The sequence below is a fragment of the Streptomyces sp. NPDC034084 genome, from assembly GCF_055575535.1.
The window spans coordinates 435,525-448,608 of the sequence record NZ_JBVISK010000006.1 but is presented as its reverse complement, the minus strand read 5'-3'; the positions used below and the strand labels follow the sequence as shown (position 1 = coordinate 448,608).

Here is a 13,084-nt window from a genome sequence, read left to right as displayed (position 1 = left end):
GGGGTACGGGCCCGCTCACGAGAAACGTGGACAGAACGCTTACGCGTCCTTCGCCTCGTCCTCGGTCGCCTCGGCGGCGGGGGCCTCGTCGGCCTCCTTGACGGCGCGCTTGGTGGCGGCCTCGGCCTCGGCGACGGTCGCCTTCTTGGCGATCTCGCCCTCGACCAGCTCGATCACGGCCATCGGGGCGTTGTCGCCACGACGGTTGCCGATCTTGGTGATACGGGTGTAGCCACCCGGACGCTCCGAGTAACGCGGGGCGATCTCGGTGAAGAGGGTGTGGACGATGCCCTTGTCGGTGATCGTCTGCAGCACCAGGCGACGGTTGTGGATGTCGCCCTTCTTCGCCTTGGTGATCAGGCGCTCGGCGACCGGACGCAGGCGACGGGCCTTGGCCTCGGTCGTGGTGATGCGGCCGTGCTCGAAGAGCGACTTCGCCAGGTTGGCGAGGAGCAGCTTCTCGTGCGCGGCGGAACCGCCGAGGCGGGCACCCTTCGCGGGACGCGGCATGGTGTTTCTCCTTGTGATCTGCACCGGCCGTATGAGGTACCGATGTCAGTGTCCGAGCGGGCGGATACCCGTCGGAGATCCGGGAGCAGCCCCGAAGGGGCGCTCCCGGAGAGGTGCGGGGAACTGCGCGACAAGGCACAGCGCTCCCGCACCCGAGTACGGACCCTCAGGCCCGAGCTCTTAGTACTGCTCGGTCTCGACGAAACCGGCGTCCGCGTCGTCGTCGGCGCCGAAGGCGTCAGCGGCGGCGGTCGGGTCGAATCCGGGCGGGCTGTCCTTGAGCGCGAGGCCCATACCGGCCAGCTTCGCCTTGACCTCGTCGATCGACTTCGCACCGAAGTTGCGGATGTCGAGCAGGTCGGCCTCGGAGCGGGCGACGAGCTCACCCACGGAGTGGATGCCCTCACGCTTGAGGCAGTTGTACGAGCGAACGGTGAGCTCGAGCTCCTCGATCGGCAGCGCGAGGTCGGCGGCGAGGGCGGCGTCCGTGGGGGACGGGCCCATGTCGATGCCCTCGGCGTCGATGTTGAGCTCACGGGCGAGACCGAACAGCTCGACCAGGGTCTTGCCGGCGGACGCCATGGCGTCACGCGGGCGCATGGCCTGCTTGGTCTCGACGTCGACGATCAGCTTGTCGAAGTCGGTGCGCTGCTCGACACGCGTGGCCTCGACCTTGTACGTGACCTTCAGAACCGGCGAGTAGATGGAGTCGACCGGGATACGGCCGATCTCCTGGCCCACCTGCTTGTTCTGGACGGCGGAGACGTAGCCGCGACCGCGCTCGACGGTCAGCTCCATCTCCAGCTTGCCCTTGCCGTTGAGCGTGGCGAGGACGAGGTCGGGGTTGTGGACCTCGACACCGGCCGGGGGCGCGATGTCGGCGGCGGTGACCAGACCCGGGCCCTGCTTGCGCAGGTACATCACGACCGGCTCGTCGTGCTCCGAGGAGACGACCAGCTGCTTGATGTTGAGGATGAGGTCGGTGACGTCCTCCTTGACGCCCGGCACGGTGGTGAACTCGTGCAGGACACCGTCGATGCGGATGCTGGTGACAGCGGCACCCGGGATCGAGGAGAGGAGGGTACGGCGGAGGGAGTTGCCGAGGGTGTAGCCGAAGCCCGGCTCCAGCGGCTCGATGACGAACCGGGAGCGGAACTCGTCGACGACCTCTTCGGTCAGCGACGGACGCTGAGCGATCAGCATGTCTGTGATTCCTTCAGTCGTGGACGCCCACTATTTGACGCCCGACGGCCACCGGGCGGAACCCGGTGGTGTACCAGCTACAAGGGTACGGGCGGCACGCCCCCGAAGGGGACGCACCGCCCGAGAATCCCTGGTCAAGCAGCCGTGCGTCAGACGCGGCGGCGCTTGGGGGGACGGCAGCCGTTGTGCGGCGTGGGGGTGACGTCCTGGATCGAACCCACCTCGAGGCCGGTGGCCTGGAGGGAGCGGATCGCGGTCTCGCGGCCGGAGCCCGGACCCTTGACGAAGACGTCGACCTTGCGCATGCCGTGCTCCTGCGCGCGGCGAGCGGCCGACTCGGCGGCCATCTGCGCGGCGAACGGGGTGGACTTGCGCGAGCCCTTGAAGCCGACGTGGCCGGCGGAGGCCCAGGAGATCACGTTGCCCGAGGGGTCCGTGATCGAGACGATCGTGTTGTTGAACGTGCTCTTGATGTGCGCGTGGCCGTGAGCGACGTTCTTCTTTTCCTTGCGGCGCACCTTCTTGGCGGCACCCTGACGACCCTTGGGGGGCATCTATAACTCCTACGGGAGGTGGTCGGTCCTACAGCGAAGACCGCTTGGTCAAGCGTCCGCTGAGGACTACTTCTTGCCCGGCTTCTTCTTGCCGGCGATGGCGCGACGCGGGCCCTTGCGGGTACGAGCGTTCGTGCTGGTGCGCTGGCCGCGGACGGGCAGGCCACGACGGTGGCGCAGGCCCTGGTAGCAGCCGATCTCGACCTTGCGGCGGATGTCGGCGGCGATCTCGCGGCGGAGGTCACCCTCGGTCTGGAGGTTGGCGTCCACGTACTCGCGGATCTTGACGAGGTCTTCCTCGGCAAGGTCGCGGACACGGGTGGACGGGTTCACGCCGGTCGCGGCGAGGATCTCCTCGGACCGGGTACGCCCGATGCCGAAGACGTAGGTGAGTGCGACCACCACACGCTTTTCGCGCGGGATGTCAACACCGGAAACGCGTGCCATTCAATGGCTCCTGTGTTCTCGGGGGTCTGCTGCAGAACCGTTCCCGGCTGCCGTATGAGGTACAGGTCGGGTCCCCGGCCCCCGCCGGAGGTGCCGTCAACCGTGGAACACGGCCCGACGGGCTCTGCTATGTACGTGTTGCGTCGCGCGAAGAACTGCGAAATTGCAGGTCGGTCGGCGTGCGTCAGCCCTGGCGCTGCTTGTGGCGCAGGTTGTCGCAGATGACCATGACCCGGCCGTGACGGCGGATCACCTTGCACTTGTCGCAGATCTTCTTGACGCTCGGCTTGACCTTCATGGGATGTGAGGTTCTCCGGGTCAGTGCCACCACCCGCGGGGAAGGCGGGTGCGGGCAAGATCTACTTGTACCGGTAGACGATCCGGCCACGCGTCAGGTCGTACGGAGAAAGCTCCACGACGACCCGGTCGTCCGGAAGGATTCGGATGTAGTGCATCCGCATCTTGCCGGAGATGTGCGCGAGGACCTTGTGACCGTTCTGGAGCTCCACCTTGAACATGGCGTTCGGGAGGGACTCGATCACGGTGCCCTCGATTTCGATGGCACCTTGCTTCTTGGCCACGCTTCGCCTTTCGAATCGGCTACCTTGATCGACTCTCGACCCCGAGTGCGGACACACGGGTACACGAGAGCCGACGCATCAGTCTACGTCAGGCCTCAGGAAAAGACGAATCCAGAAGTCTGCCCACGCGGGAAGATCCCTACGCCAGCGGATCCGGGGCCGCCGTGACGCCCAGCTCCGCCAGCTTCGCCTTGCCGCCGTCCACGGCGGTGAGGACCAGGGGGCCCTCCTCCGTGAGGGCGATGGAGTGCTCCCAGTGGGAGGACCACGTGCCGTCCGTCGTGATGACCGTCCAGTCGTCCTTCAGGACCTCCGTCTGGGGGGTGCCCAGGGAGACCATCGGCTCGATCGCCAGGCAGAGGCCCGGGACCAGCTTCGGGCCCTTGCCGCGCTTGCGGGAGACGTAGTTCAGGAGGTGCGGGTCCATGTGCATCTCGGTGCCGATGCCGTGGCCGCCGTAGTCCTCGATGATCCCGTACCGGCCGAGGCTGTGGTCGCCGACCGCCGGCCGCGGCTGCCGCTTGATGTACGTCTCGATCGCCTTCGAGATGTCCACCAGACGGTTGCCGAGCTTCATGGCCGCGATCCCGGCCCACATCGACTCCTCGGTCACCCGGGACAGCTCCACGAGCTCGGGCGCGTGCCCGGTGCCCACGAACGCCGTGTAGGCCGCGTCACCGTGCCAGCCGTCCACGATCGCGCCGGCGTCGATGGAGATGATGTCGCCGTCCTTGAGGACGGTCTTGTCGTCGGGGATGCCGTGGACGACGACCTCGTTCACCGAGGTGCAGATCGTCGCGGGGAAGCCGCCGTACCCGAGGAAGTTCGACTTCGCCCCGTGGTCGGCGATGACCTTCCGCGCGACCTCGTCCAGGTCCTTCGTCGTGGCGCCCGGCACGGCCGCCTCACGCGTCGCCGCGTGGATGGCCGCGACGACCAGCCCCGCCTCGCGCATCTTCGCGATCTGCTCCGGGGTCTTGATCTGCACCATCGTGGCCGCGGCCTTTCCATCGAGTACGGGGGAACAGAACAACGATACGGCCGCGGCGCCCCCGAGGGGCACCGCGGCCGTATCGAACGAACCAGGGGTTACTTCTTGAGCGCGGCCATCGCCTTCGCGGTGACCTCGTCCACCTTGCCGAGCGCCGAGATCGTCACGACCAGGTTCTGCGCCCGGTAGTAGTCGATGATCGGCTCGGTCTGCGTGTGGTAGACCTCCAGGCGCCGGCGGACCGTGTCCTCGGAGTCGTCGTCGCGCTGGTAGAGCTCGCCGCCGCAGACGTCGCAGACGCCCGCGGTCTTCGGCGGGGTGTACGTCACGTGGAAGACGTGAGCGCTGTCGTTACGGCAGATGCGGCGGCCCGCGATCCGCTTCACGACCTCGTCCTCGGGGACCTCGAGGTCCAGGACCGCGTCCAGCTGCATGTCCTCGGCCTTCAGGACGACGTCCAGGGCCTCGGCCTGCGCCACGTTCCGGGGGAAACCGTCGAGCAGGAAGCCGTTGGCGGCGTCCGGCTGCTCCATCCGGTCCTTGGCCATCCCGATGGTCACCTCGTCGGGCACCAGGTCGCCGGCGTCCATGAACGCCTTGGCCTTGAGCCCCAGCTCCGTGCCCTGAGAGATGTTGGCGCGGAACAGGTCACCCGTGGAGATGTGCGGGATGTCCAGGTTCCTGGCAAGGAACGCGGCCTGCGTACCCTTGCCGGCCCCGGGCGGTCCGACGAGGACGATTCGCATCAGCGGAGGAACCCTTCGTAATTGCGCTGCTGGAGCTGGCTCTCGATCTGCTTCACGGTCTCCAGCCCCACACCCACGATGATGAGGATGCTCGTCCCACCGAAGGGGAAGTTGGCATTGGCGCCACCGAAGCCTGCCAACGCCATCGTCGGCACAAGAGCGATCAGACCCAGATACAGCGAGCCCGGCCAAGTGATCCGGTTGAGCACGTAGCTCAGGTACTCGGCAGTAGGTCGACCAGCCCGGATACCCGGGATGAAGCCACCATACTTCTTCATGTTGTCCGCGACTTCCTCGGGGTTGAACGAGATCGCCACGTAGAAGAAGGCGAAGAACACGATCAGAAGGAAGTACGCGGCGATGTAGTAGGGGTGGTCACCCTTGACGAAGTGGGCTTCGATCCAGGTCTTCCACCCGGCGGTGGAGTTCGAGAACTGCGCGATCAAGGCCGGGATGTAGAGCAGCGACGAGGCGAAGATGACAGGAATCACACCCGCCTGGTTCACCTTCAACGGGATGTAAGTGGACGTTCCGCCGTAGGAACGCCGGCCGATCATGCGCTTCGCGTACTGGACCGGGATGCGCCGCTGGGCCTGCTCGACGAAGACCACGAGGGCCACCATCACGAAGCCGATGAGGATGACGACGCCGAACTCGATCCAGCCCTGGGCGAGCTTGCCGCTCTTCTTGATGGCCCACAGGGCACCCGGGAAGCCGGCGGCGATCGAGATGAACATCAGGATCGACATGCCGTTGCCGATGCCGCGGTCCGTGATCAGCTCGCCGAGCCACATGACGATGCAGGTGCCCGCGGTCATCGTGATGACCATGGTGGCGATGGTGAAGATCGACTGGTCGGGCACGACCTGGTCGGCGACGATGCAGCCGCTGAAGAGCGCACCGCTCTTGGCGGTCGCGACGAGGCCGGTGCCCTGGAGGATGGCGAGCGCCACGGTCAGGTACCGGGTGTACTGCGTGATCTTGGCAGTACCGGACTGACCCTCCTTCTTGAGGGCTTCGAGGCGGGGGATCACGACGGTCAGCAGCTGCAGGATGATGCTCGCCGTGATGTACGGCATGATGCCGAGCGCGAAGATGGTGATCTGCAGCAGCGCCCCGCCACTGAACATGTTGACCAGGCCGAACAGGCTGTTGTTGCCCTCGCTGGCCTGCTTGACACACTGCTGGACGGCCTCGTAGCTGACGCCGGGGACCGGGATGTGGGCCCCGAGGCGGTACAGCACGATGATGGCGAGCGTGAAGAGCAGCTTCTTGCGCAGGTCGGGCGTCTTGAACGCCCGGGCGAACGCGGTGAGCACGGTGCCTCCTGCGACCCCCGCGCTATGCGTCAAGGGTGACGGTCTTGAGGTTCGACGATTGGGTATCGGTCATCAATCCCGTGCGGGCATACCGCACGGAGTCTAGACAGTGCACGCCACCTTACCGGCGACCATGCCCCCCTAGGAACGACCAATCGGGGATGCCCCTTTTGGGAGGCATCCCCGATTGGATGTTCATGCCATCGAGTCGTCTTAGACGAGCTCGGTGACGGTGCCGCCGGCGGCGGCGATCTTCTCCTTGGCGGAGCCGGAGACGGCGTCGACCGTCACCTGCAGCGCCACGGAGACCTCGCCGGTGCCGAGCACCTTGACGAGCTGGTTCTTGCGAACGGCACCCTTGGCGACCAGGTCGGCCACCGTGACCTCGCCACCCTGCGGGTAGAGCGCGGTGAGCTTGTCCAGGTTCACGACCTGGTACTCGGTGCGGAAGGGGTTCTTGAAGCCCTTCAGCTTCGGCAGACGCATGTGGAGGGGCATCTGCCCGCCCTCGAAGCGCTGCGGAACCTGGTAGCGGGCCTTCGTACCCTTCGTACCACGACCGGCCGTCTTACCCTTCGACGCCTCACCACGACCGACACGGGTCTTCGCGGTCTTGGCGCCGGGGGCGGGACGGAGGTTGTGGGCCTTCAGCGGGTTGTTCTCCGCCATGTCAGTCAACCTCCTCGACCGTCACGAGGTGGCGGACGGTGTGCACCATGCCGCGGAACTCGGGACGATCCTCCTTGACAACCACGTCGTTGACCTTCTTGAGGCCGAGCGAGCGCAGGGTGTCGCGGTGGTTCTGCTTGCTGCCGATGTACGACTTCGTCTGCGTGACCTTGAGGCGAGCCATTACGCACCCGCCCCAGCACGCGCACGGAGCAGAGCCGCGGGGGCGACGTCCTCGAGGGGCAGACCACGGCGAGCCGCGATCTCCTCGGGACGCTGCAGGCCCTTGAGGGCCGCCACGGTCGCGTGCACGATGTTGATCGCGTTGGACGAGCCGAGCGACTTCGACAGGATGTCGTGAACGCCGGCGCACTCCAGAACGGCGCGCACCGGGCCACCGGCGATAACACCGGTACCGGGGGAAGCCGGCTTCAGGAGCACGACGCCCGCGGCACGCTCGCCCGTGATCGGGTGAGGGATGGTGCCCTGGATGCGCGGAACCTTGAAGAAGTTCTTCTTGGCTTCCTCGACACCCTTGGCGATGGCCGCGGGAACTTCCTTGGCCTTGCCGTAACCGACACCTACGGTGCCGTCACCGTCGCCCACCACGACCAGCGCGGTGAAGCTGAAGCGGCGACCACCCTTGACAACCTTGGCGACGCGGTTGATCGCGACAACGCGCTCAACGTACGCGGTCTTCTCGGCGGCAGCGCCACCGTCGCGGCCCTTCCGGTCCCGCCGCTCGCCGCCACCGGCACCGCTTCCGCGGCGCTGGGGTCCAGCCATTGGATTTACCTCTCTCTGTTACGTCCGTTAGTCCCGGAACCGGGGCTTAGAACTTCAGCCCGGCTTCGCGGGCGGCGTCAGCCAGAGCGGCAATGCGCCCGGCGTACCTGTTGCCACCACGGTCGAACACGACAGCCTCGACGCCGGCGGCCTTGGCGCGCTCGGCGACCAGGGCGCCGACCTGCTTGGCCTGCGCCGACTTGTCACCCTCGCCGCCACGGATCGACGCGTCCAGGGTCGACGCGGACGCAAGGGTGTGACCCTTGAGGTCGTCGATGACCTGAGCGGTGATACCGCGGTTGGAACGCGTCACGACGAGGCGCGGACGCTCCGCCGTACCCGACACGTTCTTGCGGATGCGGATGTGGCGGCGCTTCTTGGCAGCGCCCTTGTAGGCGTCGCCCTTGGCGATCTTCACACCGTATGCCATGGCTTACTTACCAGCCTTTCCGACCTTGCGGCGGATGACCTCGCCCGCATACTTCACGCCCTTGGCCTTGTAGGGGTCGGGCTTGCGAAGCTTGCGGATGTTGGCGGCGACCTCGCCGACCTTCTGCTTGTCGATGCCCTCGACCGAGAACTTGGTCGGCGACTCGACCTTGAACGAGATGCCGTCGGGCGCCTCGACCAGGATCGGGTGGCTGTAGCCGAGCTGGAACTCCAGAGCGGAGCCCTTCGCGGCCACGCGGTAACCGACACCGCTGATCTCGAGCGCCTTGACGTAACCCTGGGTCACACCGGTGATCATGTTGGCCACCAGCGTGCGGGACAGGCCGTGGAGGGCCTTGTTCTGACGCTCGTCGTTCGGACGGTTGACGTTGAGCACGCCATCCTCGCCCTTAACGATCTCGATCGGCGCGGCGACGGTGTGGCTCAGGGTGCCCTTGGAACCCTTCACCGTGACCGTGCGGCCATCGATGGTGACGTCCACGCCGGCGGGAACCTGGATAGGCAGCTTGCCAATACGCGACATTAGCTATTCCTCCGTTCCCGACTACCAGACGTAGGCGAGGACTTCCCCACCTACGCCCTTCTTGCCTGCCTGCTGGCCGGTCAGGAGACCGTGGGACGTGGAGATGATCGCCACGCCCAGGCCGCCGAGGACCTTCGGCAGGTTGGTGGACTTCGCGTAAACCCGGAGACCGGGCTTCGAGATCCGCTTGATGCCCGCGATGGAGCGCTCACGGTTCGGACCGAACTTGAGCTCGAGGACGAGGTTCTTGCCGACCTCGGCGTCCTCGACCTTCCAGCCCGTGATGAAGCCCTCCTGCTGGAGGATTTCCGCGATGTGAGACTTGATCTTGCTGTGCGGCATCGTCACGGAGTCGTGGTATGCCGAGTTCGCGTTACGCAGACGAGTCAGCATGTCCGCGATCGGATCAGTCATGGTCATGAATTGGCCTTCGGCCTCTCTCGCCGGGGTTTCCAGTGCGCCATCCCTCTCCCCACACAGGGGCGGGACGGGTGCGGCGCGGGGACCTACGGCGTAGTAAGTCGTACGGGCGGCGGACGCCCAACCCTCCTAGCCTAAGCCATGGAGGGATGGGCACCCGCCAACCCAGTGCTTACCGAGAGACTCCGGTCATCCCAACTAAGGGATTACCAGGAGCTCTTGGTCACGCCCGGCAGCTCGCCACGGTGAGCCATCTCACGAAGGCACACGCGGCACAGGCCGAACTTGCGGTACACGGAGTGGGGACGACCACAGCGCTGGCAGCGCGTGTAGCCGCGCACGCCGAACTTGGGCTTGCGGGCAGCCTTCGCGATGAGAGCCTTCTTCGCCATCTCGCTTACGCCTCCTTGAAGGGGAAGCCGAGGTGACGCAGAAGGGCACGGCCCTCGTCGTCGTTGGTCGCCGTGGTCACCACGGTGATGTCCATACCCCGGACACGGTCGATCTTGTCCTGGTCGATCTCGTGGAACATGACCTGCTCCGTGAGACCGAAGGTGTAGTTGCCACGGCCGTCGAACTGCTTGGGGGACAGGCCGCGGAAGTCGCGGATGCGCGGGAGCGCGAGCGACAGGGTGCGGTCCAGGAACTCCCACATGCGGTCGCCACGGAGGGTGACGTGCGCACCGATCGGCTGACCCTCGCGGAGCTTGAACTGCGCGATGGACTTGCGGGCCTTGGTGACGGCCGGCTTCTGACCGGTGATCGTGGTGAGGTCGCGGATCGCGCCATCGATCAGCTTCGAGTCGCGGGCGGCGTCGCCGACACCCATGTTGACCACGATCTTCACGAGGCCGGGAACCTGCATGACGTTCTCGTACGAGAACTCCTCACGCAGCTTGCCCGCGATCTCCTCGCGGTACTTCGTCTTGAGACGCGGAGTGGTGGTAGCCATCAGATGTCCTCACCCGTCCGCTTGGCAACGCGGATCTTGTTGCCCTCGTCGTCGAAGCGGTAACCGACACGCGTGACGACCTTCTTGCCGTCCTTCTCCACGACCAGCTGGACGTTGGAGACGTGGACCGGAGCCTCGGTCGTGACGATGCCACCGGCCTGCGACGGGCCGGCCTTGGTGTGCTTCTTGACCCGGTTGACACCCTCGACGAGGACGCGGTTCTCGCGGGGGAAGGCCGTGATGACCTTGCCCTGCTTGCCCTTGTCCTTACCGGTGATGACCTGGACCAGGTCGCCCTTCTTGATCTTCATGCTTACAGCACCTCCGGCGCGAGCGAGATGATCTTCATGAACTTCTTCTCGCGCAGCTCACGGCCGACCGGGCCGAAGATACGGGTGCCACGAGGGTCGCCGTCGTTCTTGAGAATGACAGCGGCGTTCTCGTCGAAGCGGATGTACGAGCCGTCCTGGCGGCGGCGCTCCTTGACGGTGCGAACGATGACCGCCTTGACGACGTCACCCTTCTTCACGTTGCCACCGGGGATCGCATCCTTGACGGTGGCGACGATGACGTCACCGATGCCCGCGTAGCGGCGACCCGAGCCACCGAGAACACGGATGCAAAGGATCTCCTTGGCACCAGTGTTGTCGGCGACACGCAGTCGCGACTCCTGCTGGATCACGTCTATCTCCTGATTGTCTGCCGGTTCCCGGTGGGGTTGCGCTGAGCGATCAGCGCAACCCCACCGAGCCTGGCGGAACGAACTTGAAGGGTTACCCCTTCAAGAATTACTTGGCCTTCTCGAGGATCTCGACGACGCGCCAGTGCTTCGTGGCGGACAGCTTCCGGGTCTCCATCAGGAGGACGCGGTCACCGATGCCGGCGGCGTTCTGCTCGTCGTGAGCCTTGAGCTTGTTCGTACGGCGGATGACCTTGCCGTACAGCGCGTGCTTGACGCGGTCCTCGACAGCGACGACGACGGTCTTGTCCATCTTGTCGCTGACGACCAGGCCCTCGCGGACCTTGCGAGCGTTGCGCTCGGTCTTCTGCTCAGTCACGTTGCTCTCGCTCATCAGGCGTTCTCCACCGTCTCGATGCCCAGCTCTCGCTCACGCATCAGGGTGTAGATCCGGGCGATGTCCTTACGGACGGACTTGAGCCGACCGTGGTTCTCGAGCTGGCCCGTCGCCGCCTGGAAGCGGAGGTTGAACAGCTCTTCCTTGGCCTCGCGGAGCTTGTTGAGAAGCTCCTCGTTGCCCAGCTCGCGCAGCTCGGACGCCTTGGTACCGGCCGACATCACAGCTCACCTGCTTCGCGCTTCACGATCTTGCACTTCATCGGCAGCTTGTGGGCCGCACGGGTCAGGGCCTCGCGCGCGATCTTCTCGTTCGGGTAGGACAGTTCGAACATCACCCGACCCGGCTTGACGTTCGCGATCCACCACTCCGGAGAACCCTTACCGGAACCCATGCGGGTCTCGGCGGGCTTCTTCGTCAGCGGGCGGTCCGGGTAGATGTTGATCCAGACCTTGCCGCCACGCTTGATGTGGCGGGTCATCGCGATACGAGCCGCCTCGATCTGGCGGTTGGTCACGTACGCCGGCGTGAGGGCCTGAATGCCGTACTCGCCGAACGCGACCTGCGTACCACCCTTGCTCGCGCCGGAGCGCTTGGGGTGGTGCTGCTTGCGGTGCTTGACCCTACGGGGGATCAGCATGTCGGTCAGGCCTCCGTTCCGGTGCTCTCAGCCGGAGCGGCAGCGGCGGCGGGAGCGTCGGCCTTGGGGGCCTCGGCAGCCGGCGCGGACTGCTGCTGCGGCTTGCGGCCGCGGCCGCCACGCTCGCCACCACGGCCACCACGGCCGGCGGGGCGGTCGCCAGCGCCACCCGCGCCACGGGCCGGGCGGTTGCCCGCACGGGCCGCGGCGTTCTCGGCGCGGACCTCGGCGATGTTCTTGACGTCGCCCTTGTAGATCCAGACCTTCACGCCGATGCGGCCGAAGGTCGTCTTGGCCTCGAAGAAGCCGTAGTCGACGTTCGCGCGGAGCGTGTGCAGGGGCACACGGCCCTCGCGGTAGAACTCCGAGCGGGACATCTCGGCGCCGCCGAGACGACCGCCGCACTGGATCTTGATGCCCTTGGCGCCGGCCTTCATCGTGCCCTGCATGCTCTTACGCATGGCGCGACGGAAGGAGACGCGGGAGGAGAGCTGCTCGGCGACGGCCTGAGCGACCAGCTGAGCGTCCATCTCGGGGTTCTTGACCTCGAGGATGTTCAGCTGGACCTGCTTGCCCGTGAGCTTCTCGAGGTCGCCGCGGATGCGGTCGGCCTCGGCGCCACGGCGGCCGATGACGATGCCGGGACGGGCGGTGTGGATGTCCACACGCACGCGGTCACGGGTGCGCTCGATCTCAACCTTCGAGATGCCGGCGCGCTCCATGCCGGACGTCATCATCCGACGGATGGCGACGTCTTCCTTGACGTAGTCCTTGTACAGCTTGTCGGCGTACCAGCGGGACTTGAAGTCCGTGGTGATGCCGAGCCGGAACCCATGCGGGTTAACCTTCTGGCCCATTACCGGGTTCCTTCCTTGCTGCTGACGACCACGGTGATGTGGCTGGTCCGCTTACGGATCCGGTAGGCACGGCCCTGAGCACGCGGACGGAACCGCTTCAGGGTCGGGCCCTCATCCACGTACGCCTCGCTGATGACCAGCGAAGAGGCGTCGGTGTGGTCGTAGTTGTGTGCAGCGTTGGCGATGGCGCTGTCCAGCACCTTGCCAACCGGCACGCTCGCGGCCTGCGGGGCGAAACGCAGGACCGCCTGAGCCTCCGTGGCGTCCATGCCACGGATAAGGTCCACCACGCGGCGGGCCTTCATGGGCGTGACGCGGATGTACCGCGCCTGGGCCCTGGCTTCCATGGTTGTCCTTCCA

The 13,084-nt window shown here is 66.1% G+C and carries 24 protein-coding genes; all 24 read right to left on the bottom strand.

Annotated elements, in window-relative coordinates; all coding sequences use genetic code 11:
* Positions 1 to 39 precede the first annotated feature (39 nt).
* On the bottom strand, positions 40 to 510 hold the full coding sequence (gene rplQ / locus ACZ51I_RS23890; RefSeq protein ID WP_030759335.1) for a 50S ribosomal protein L17: 471 nt from the start codon (positions 508 to 510) through the stop codon (positions 40 to 42).
* A gap of 180 nt (positions 511 to 690) precedes the next feature.
* Positions 691 to 1,713, bottom strand: a complete 1,023-nt coding sequence (locus ACZ51I_RS23885) for a DNA-directed RNA polymerase subunit alpha (RefSeq protein WP_003966937.1) — start codon at positions 1,711 to 1,713, stop codon at positions 691 to 693.
* A gap of 149 nt (positions 1,714 to 1,862) precedes the next feature.
* Complete coding sequence (gene rpsK / locus ACZ51I_RS23880) at positions 1,863 to 2,267, bottom strand: 30S ribosomal protein S11 (RefSeq protein WP_003956432.1); 405 nt, start codon at positions 2,265 to 2,267, stop codon at positions 1,863 to 1,865.
* A 66-nt stretch (positions 2,268 to 2,333) separates the two neighbouring features.
* A complete protein-coding gene (gene rpsM / locus ACZ51I_RS23875; RefSeq protein WP_015035595.1) occupies positions 2,334 to 2,714 on the bottom strand; it encodes a 30S ribosomal protein S13 in 381 nt (126 codons plus the stop codon).
* A 184-nt stretch (positions 2,715 to 2,898) separates the two neighbouring features.
* On the bottom strand, positions 2,899 to 3,012 hold the full coding sequence (rpmJ, locus tag ACZ51I_RS23870) for a 50S ribosomal protein L36 (RefSeq protein WP_003956441.1): 114 nt from the start codon (positions 3,010 to 3,012) through the stop codon (positions 2,899 to 2,901).
* Positions 3,013 to 3,073: 61 nt separating this feature from the next.
* Positions 3,074 to 3,295, bottom strand: coding sequence for a translation initiation factor IF-1 (gene infA, locus ACZ51I_RS23865; protein WP_003956442.1), 222 nt, complete (start codon positions 3,293 to 3,295; stop codon positions 3,074 to 3,076).
* A 139-nt stretch (positions 3,296 to 3,434) separates the two neighbouring features.
* Positions 3,435 to 4,286 (bottom strand): type I methionyl aminopeptidase, encoded by an 852-nt coding sequence (gene map / locus ACZ51I_RS23860; RefSeq protein ID WP_190101706.1) that lies wholly within the window; start codon positions 4,284 to 4,286, stop codon positions 3,435 to 3,437.
* A gap of 98 nt (positions 4,287 to 4,384) precedes the next feature.
* Positions 4,385 to 5,032 carry an adenylate kinase gene (locus tag ACZ51I_RS23855; RefSeq protein ID WP_468879221.1) on the bottom strand — a complete coding sequence of 216 codons (648 nt, stop codon included), beginning with the start codon at positions 5,030 to 5,032 and terminating at the stop codon, positions 4,385 to 4,387.
* Entirely contained in the window at positions 5,032 to 6,351 is a 1,320-nt protein-coding gene (gene secY, locus ACZ51I_RS23850) for a preprotein translocase subunit SecY (protein ID WP_366036424.1), read from the bottom strand. The genes ACZ51I_RS23855 and secY overlap by 1 nt, the downstream gene beginning before the upstream one ends.
* Positions 6,352 to 6,564: 213 nt before the next feature.
* Positions 6,565 to 7,020 carry a 50S ribosomal protein L15 gene (rplO, locus tag ACZ51I_RS23845; RefSeq protein ID WP_468879219.1) on the bottom strand — a complete coding sequence of 152 codons (456 nt, stop codon included), beginning with the start codon at positions 7,018 to 7,020 and terminating at the stop codon, positions 6,565 to 6,567.
* A 1-nt stretch (position 7,021) separates the two neighbouring features.
* Positions 7,022 to 7,204 (bottom strand): 50S ribosomal protein L30, encoded by a 183-nt coding sequence (gene rpmD, locus ACZ51I_RS23840; RefSeq protein ID WP_015035589.1) that lies wholly within the window; start codon positions 7,202 to 7,204, stop codon positions 7,022 to 7,024.
* The gene (gene rpsE, locus ACZ51I_RS23835) at positions 7,204 to 7,806 is read right to left on the bottom strand and encodes a 30S ribosomal protein S5 (RefSeq protein ID WP_030214033.1); all 603 of its coding nucleotides are present in this window, start codon (positions 7,804 to 7,806) and stop codon (positions 7,204 to 7,206) included. The genes rpmD and rpsE overlap by 1 nt, the downstream gene beginning before the upstream one ends.
* Before the next feature lie 46 nt (positions 7,807 to 7,852).
* Positions 7,853 to 8,236, bottom strand: a complete 384-nt coding sequence (rplR, locus tag ACZ51I_RS23830) for a 50S ribosomal protein L18 (RefSeq protein WP_030687809.1) — start codon at positions 8,234 to 8,236, stop codon at positions 7,853 to 7,855.
* A 3-nt stretch (positions 8,237 to 8,239) separates the two neighbouring features.
* The gene (rplF, locus tag ACZ51I_RS23825) at positions 8,240 to 8,779 is read right to left on the bottom strand and encodes a 50S ribosomal protein L6 (protein ID WP_468879215.1); all 540 of its coding nucleotides are present in this window, start codon (positions 8,777 to 8,779) and stop codon (positions 8,240 to 8,242) included.
* A gap of 21 nt (positions 8,780 to 8,800) precedes the next feature.
* A complete protein-coding gene (gene rpsH, locus ACZ51I_RS23820) occupies positions 8,801 to 9,199 on the bottom strand; it encodes a 30S ribosomal protein S8 (protein WP_015035585.1) in 399 nt (132 codons plus the stop codon).
* A gap of 206 nt (positions 9,200 to 9,405) precedes the next feature.
* Positions 9,406 to 9,591, bottom strand: a complete 186-nt coding sequence (locus ACZ51I_RS23815; protein WP_003948630.1) for a type Z 30S ribosomal protein S14 — start codon at positions 9,589 to 9,591, stop codon at positions 9,406 to 9,408.
* 5 nt (positions 9,592 to 9,596) lie between these two features.
* The gene (gene rplE, locus ACZ51I_RS23810; RefSeq protein ID WP_086024646.1) at positions 9,597 to 10,154 is read right to left on the bottom strand and encodes a 50S ribosomal protein L5; all 558 of its coding nucleotides are present in this window, start codon (positions 10,152 to 10,154) and stop codon (positions 9,597 to 9,599) included.
* Positions 10,151 to 10,462 carry a 50S ribosomal protein L24 gene (gene rplX, locus ACZ51I_RS23805; RefSeq protein WP_015035583.1) on the bottom strand — a complete coding sequence of 104 codons (312 nt, stop codon included), beginning with the start codon at positions 10,460 to 10,462 and terminating at the stop codon, positions 10,151 to 10,153. The genes rplE and rplX overlap by 4 nt, the downstream gene beginning before the upstream one ends.
* Positions 10,463 to 10,464: 2 nt before the next feature.
* Positions 10,465 to 10,833, bottom strand: a complete 369-nt coding sequence (gene rplN / locus ACZ51I_RS23800; protein ID WP_003956455.1) for a 50S ribosomal protein L14 — start codon at positions 10,831 to 10,833, stop codon at positions 10,465 to 10,467.
* A gap of 106 nt (positions 10,834 to 10,939) precedes the next feature.
* Positions 10,940 to 11,224, bottom strand: coding sequence for a 30S ribosomal protein S17 (rpsQ, locus tag ACZ51I_RS23795; RefSeq protein ID WP_468879210.1), 285 nt, complete (start codon positions 11,222 to 11,224; stop codon positions 10,940 to 10,942).
* Positions 11,224 to 11,448, bottom strand: coding sequence for a 50S ribosomal protein L29 (gene rpmC, locus ACZ51I_RS23790; protein ID WP_017239580.1), 225 nt, complete (start codon positions 11,446 to 11,448; stop codon positions 11,224 to 11,226). The genes rpsQ and rpmC overlap by 1 nt, the downstream gene beginning before the upstream one ends.
* Positions 11,448 to 11,867 (bottom strand): 50S ribosomal protein L16, encoded by a 420-nt coding sequence (gene rplP / locus ACZ51I_RS23785; RefSeq protein ID WP_017239579.1) that lies wholly within the window; start codon positions 11,865 to 11,867, stop codon positions 11,448 to 11,450. Before rplP ends, rpmC begins: the two co-directional genes overlap by 1 nt.
* Positions 11,868 to 11,872: 5 nt before the next feature.
* Positions 11,873 to 12,724, bottom strand: a complete 852-nt coding sequence (gene rpsC, locus ACZ51I_RS23780) for a 30S ribosomal protein S3 (RefSeq protein ID WP_030214015.1) — start codon at positions 12,722 to 12,724, stop codon at positions 11,873 to 11,875.
* Entirely contained in the window at positions 12,724 to 13,071 is a 348-nt protein-coding gene (rplV, locus tag ACZ51I_RS23775) for a 50S ribosomal protein L22 (RefSeq protein WP_004571827.1), read from the bottom strand. The genes rpsC and rplV overlap by 1 nt, the downstream gene beginning before the upstream one ends.
* Between the last annotated feature and the right edge of the window lie 13 nt (positions 13,072 to 13,084).

What these genes read in the sequence shown, in the direction of transcription:
- rplQ (WP_030759335.1), bottom strand. Translation starts at nt 510, where the DNA reads ATGCCGCGTCCCGCGAAGGGTGCCCGCCTCGGCGGTTCCGCCGCGCAC.
- ACZ51I_RS23885 (WP_003966937.1), bottom strand. Translation starts at nt 1,713, where the DNA reads ATGCTGATCGCTCAGCGTCCGTCGCTGACCGAAGAGGTCGTCGACGAG.
- rpsK (WP_003956432.1), bottom strand. Translation starts at nt 2,267, where the DNA reads ATGCCCCCCAAGGGTCGTCAGGGTGCCGCCAAGAAGGTGCGCCGCAAG.
- rpsM (WP_015035595.1), bottom strand. Translation starts at nt 2,714, where the DNA reads ATGGCACGCGTTTCCGGTGTTGACATCCCGCGCGAAAAGCGTGTGGTG.
- rpmJ (WP_003956441.1), bottom strand. Translation starts at nt 3,012, where the DNA reads ATGAAGGTCAAGCCGAGCGTCAAGAAGATCTGCGACAAGTGCAAGGTG.
- map (WP_190101706.1), bottom strand. Translation starts at nt 4,286, where the DNA reads ATGGTGCAGATCAAGACCCCGGAGCAGATCGCGAAGATGCGCGAGGCG.
- ACZ51I_RS23855 (WP_468879221.1), bottom strand. Translation starts at nt 5,032, where the DNA reads ATGCGAATCGTCCTCGTCGGACCGCCCGGGGCCGGCAAGGGTACGCAG.
- rplO (WP_468879219.1), bottom strand. Translation starts at nt 7,020, where the DNA reads ATGGCGGAGAACAACCCGCTGAAGGCCCACAACCTCCGTCCCGCCCCC.
- rpmD (WP_015035589.1), bottom strand. Translation starts at nt 7,204, where the DNA reads ATGGCTCGCCTCAAGGTCACGCAGACGAAGTCGTACATCGGCAGCAAG.
- rpsE (WP_030214033.1), bottom strand. Translation starts at nt 7,806, where the DNA reads ATGGCTGGACCCCAGCGCCGCGGAAGCGGTGCCGGTGGCGGCGAGCGG.
- rplR (WP_030687809.1), bottom strand. Translation starts at nt 8,236, where the DNA reads ATGGCATACGGTGTGAAGATCGCCAAGGGCGACGCCTACAAGGGCGCT.
- rplF (WP_468879215.1), bottom strand. Translation starts at nt 8,779, where the DNA reads ATGTCGCGTATTGGCAAGCTGCCTATCCAGGTTCCCGCCGGCGTGGAC.
- rpsH (WP_015035585.1), bottom strand. Translation starts at nt 9,199, where the DNA reads ATGACCATGACTGATCCGATCGCGGACATGCTGACTCGTCTGCGTAAC.
- ACZ51I_RS23815 (WP_003948630.1), bottom strand. Translation starts at nt 9,591, where the DNA reads ATGGCGAAGAAGGCTCTCATCGCGAAGGCTGCCCGCAAGCCCAAGTTC.
- rplX (WP_015035583.1), bottom strand. Translation starts at nt 10,462, where the DNA reads ATGAAGATCAAGAAGGGCGACCTGGTCCAGGTCATCACCGGTAAGGAC.
- rpsQ (WP_468879210.1), bottom strand. Translation starts at nt 11,224, where the DNA reads ATGAGCGAGAGCAACGTGACTGAGCAGAAGACCGAGCGCAACGCTCGC.
- rpmC (WP_017239580.1), bottom strand. Translation starts at nt 11,448, where the DNA reads ATGTCGGCCGGTACCAAGGCGTCCGAGCTGCGCGAGCTGGGCAACGAG.
- rplP (WP_017239579.1), bottom strand. Translation starts at nt 11,867, where the DNA reads ATGCTGATCCCCCGTAGGGTCAAGCACCGCAAGCAGCACCACCCCAAG.
- rpsC (WP_030214015.1), bottom strand. Translation starts at nt 12,724, where the DNA reads ATGGGCCAGAAGGTTAACCCGCATGGGTTCCGGCTCGGCATCACCACG.
- rplV (WP_004571827.1), bottom strand. Translation starts at nt 13,071, where the DNA reads ATGGAAGCCAGGGCCCAGGCGCGGTACATCCGCGTCACGCCCATGAAG.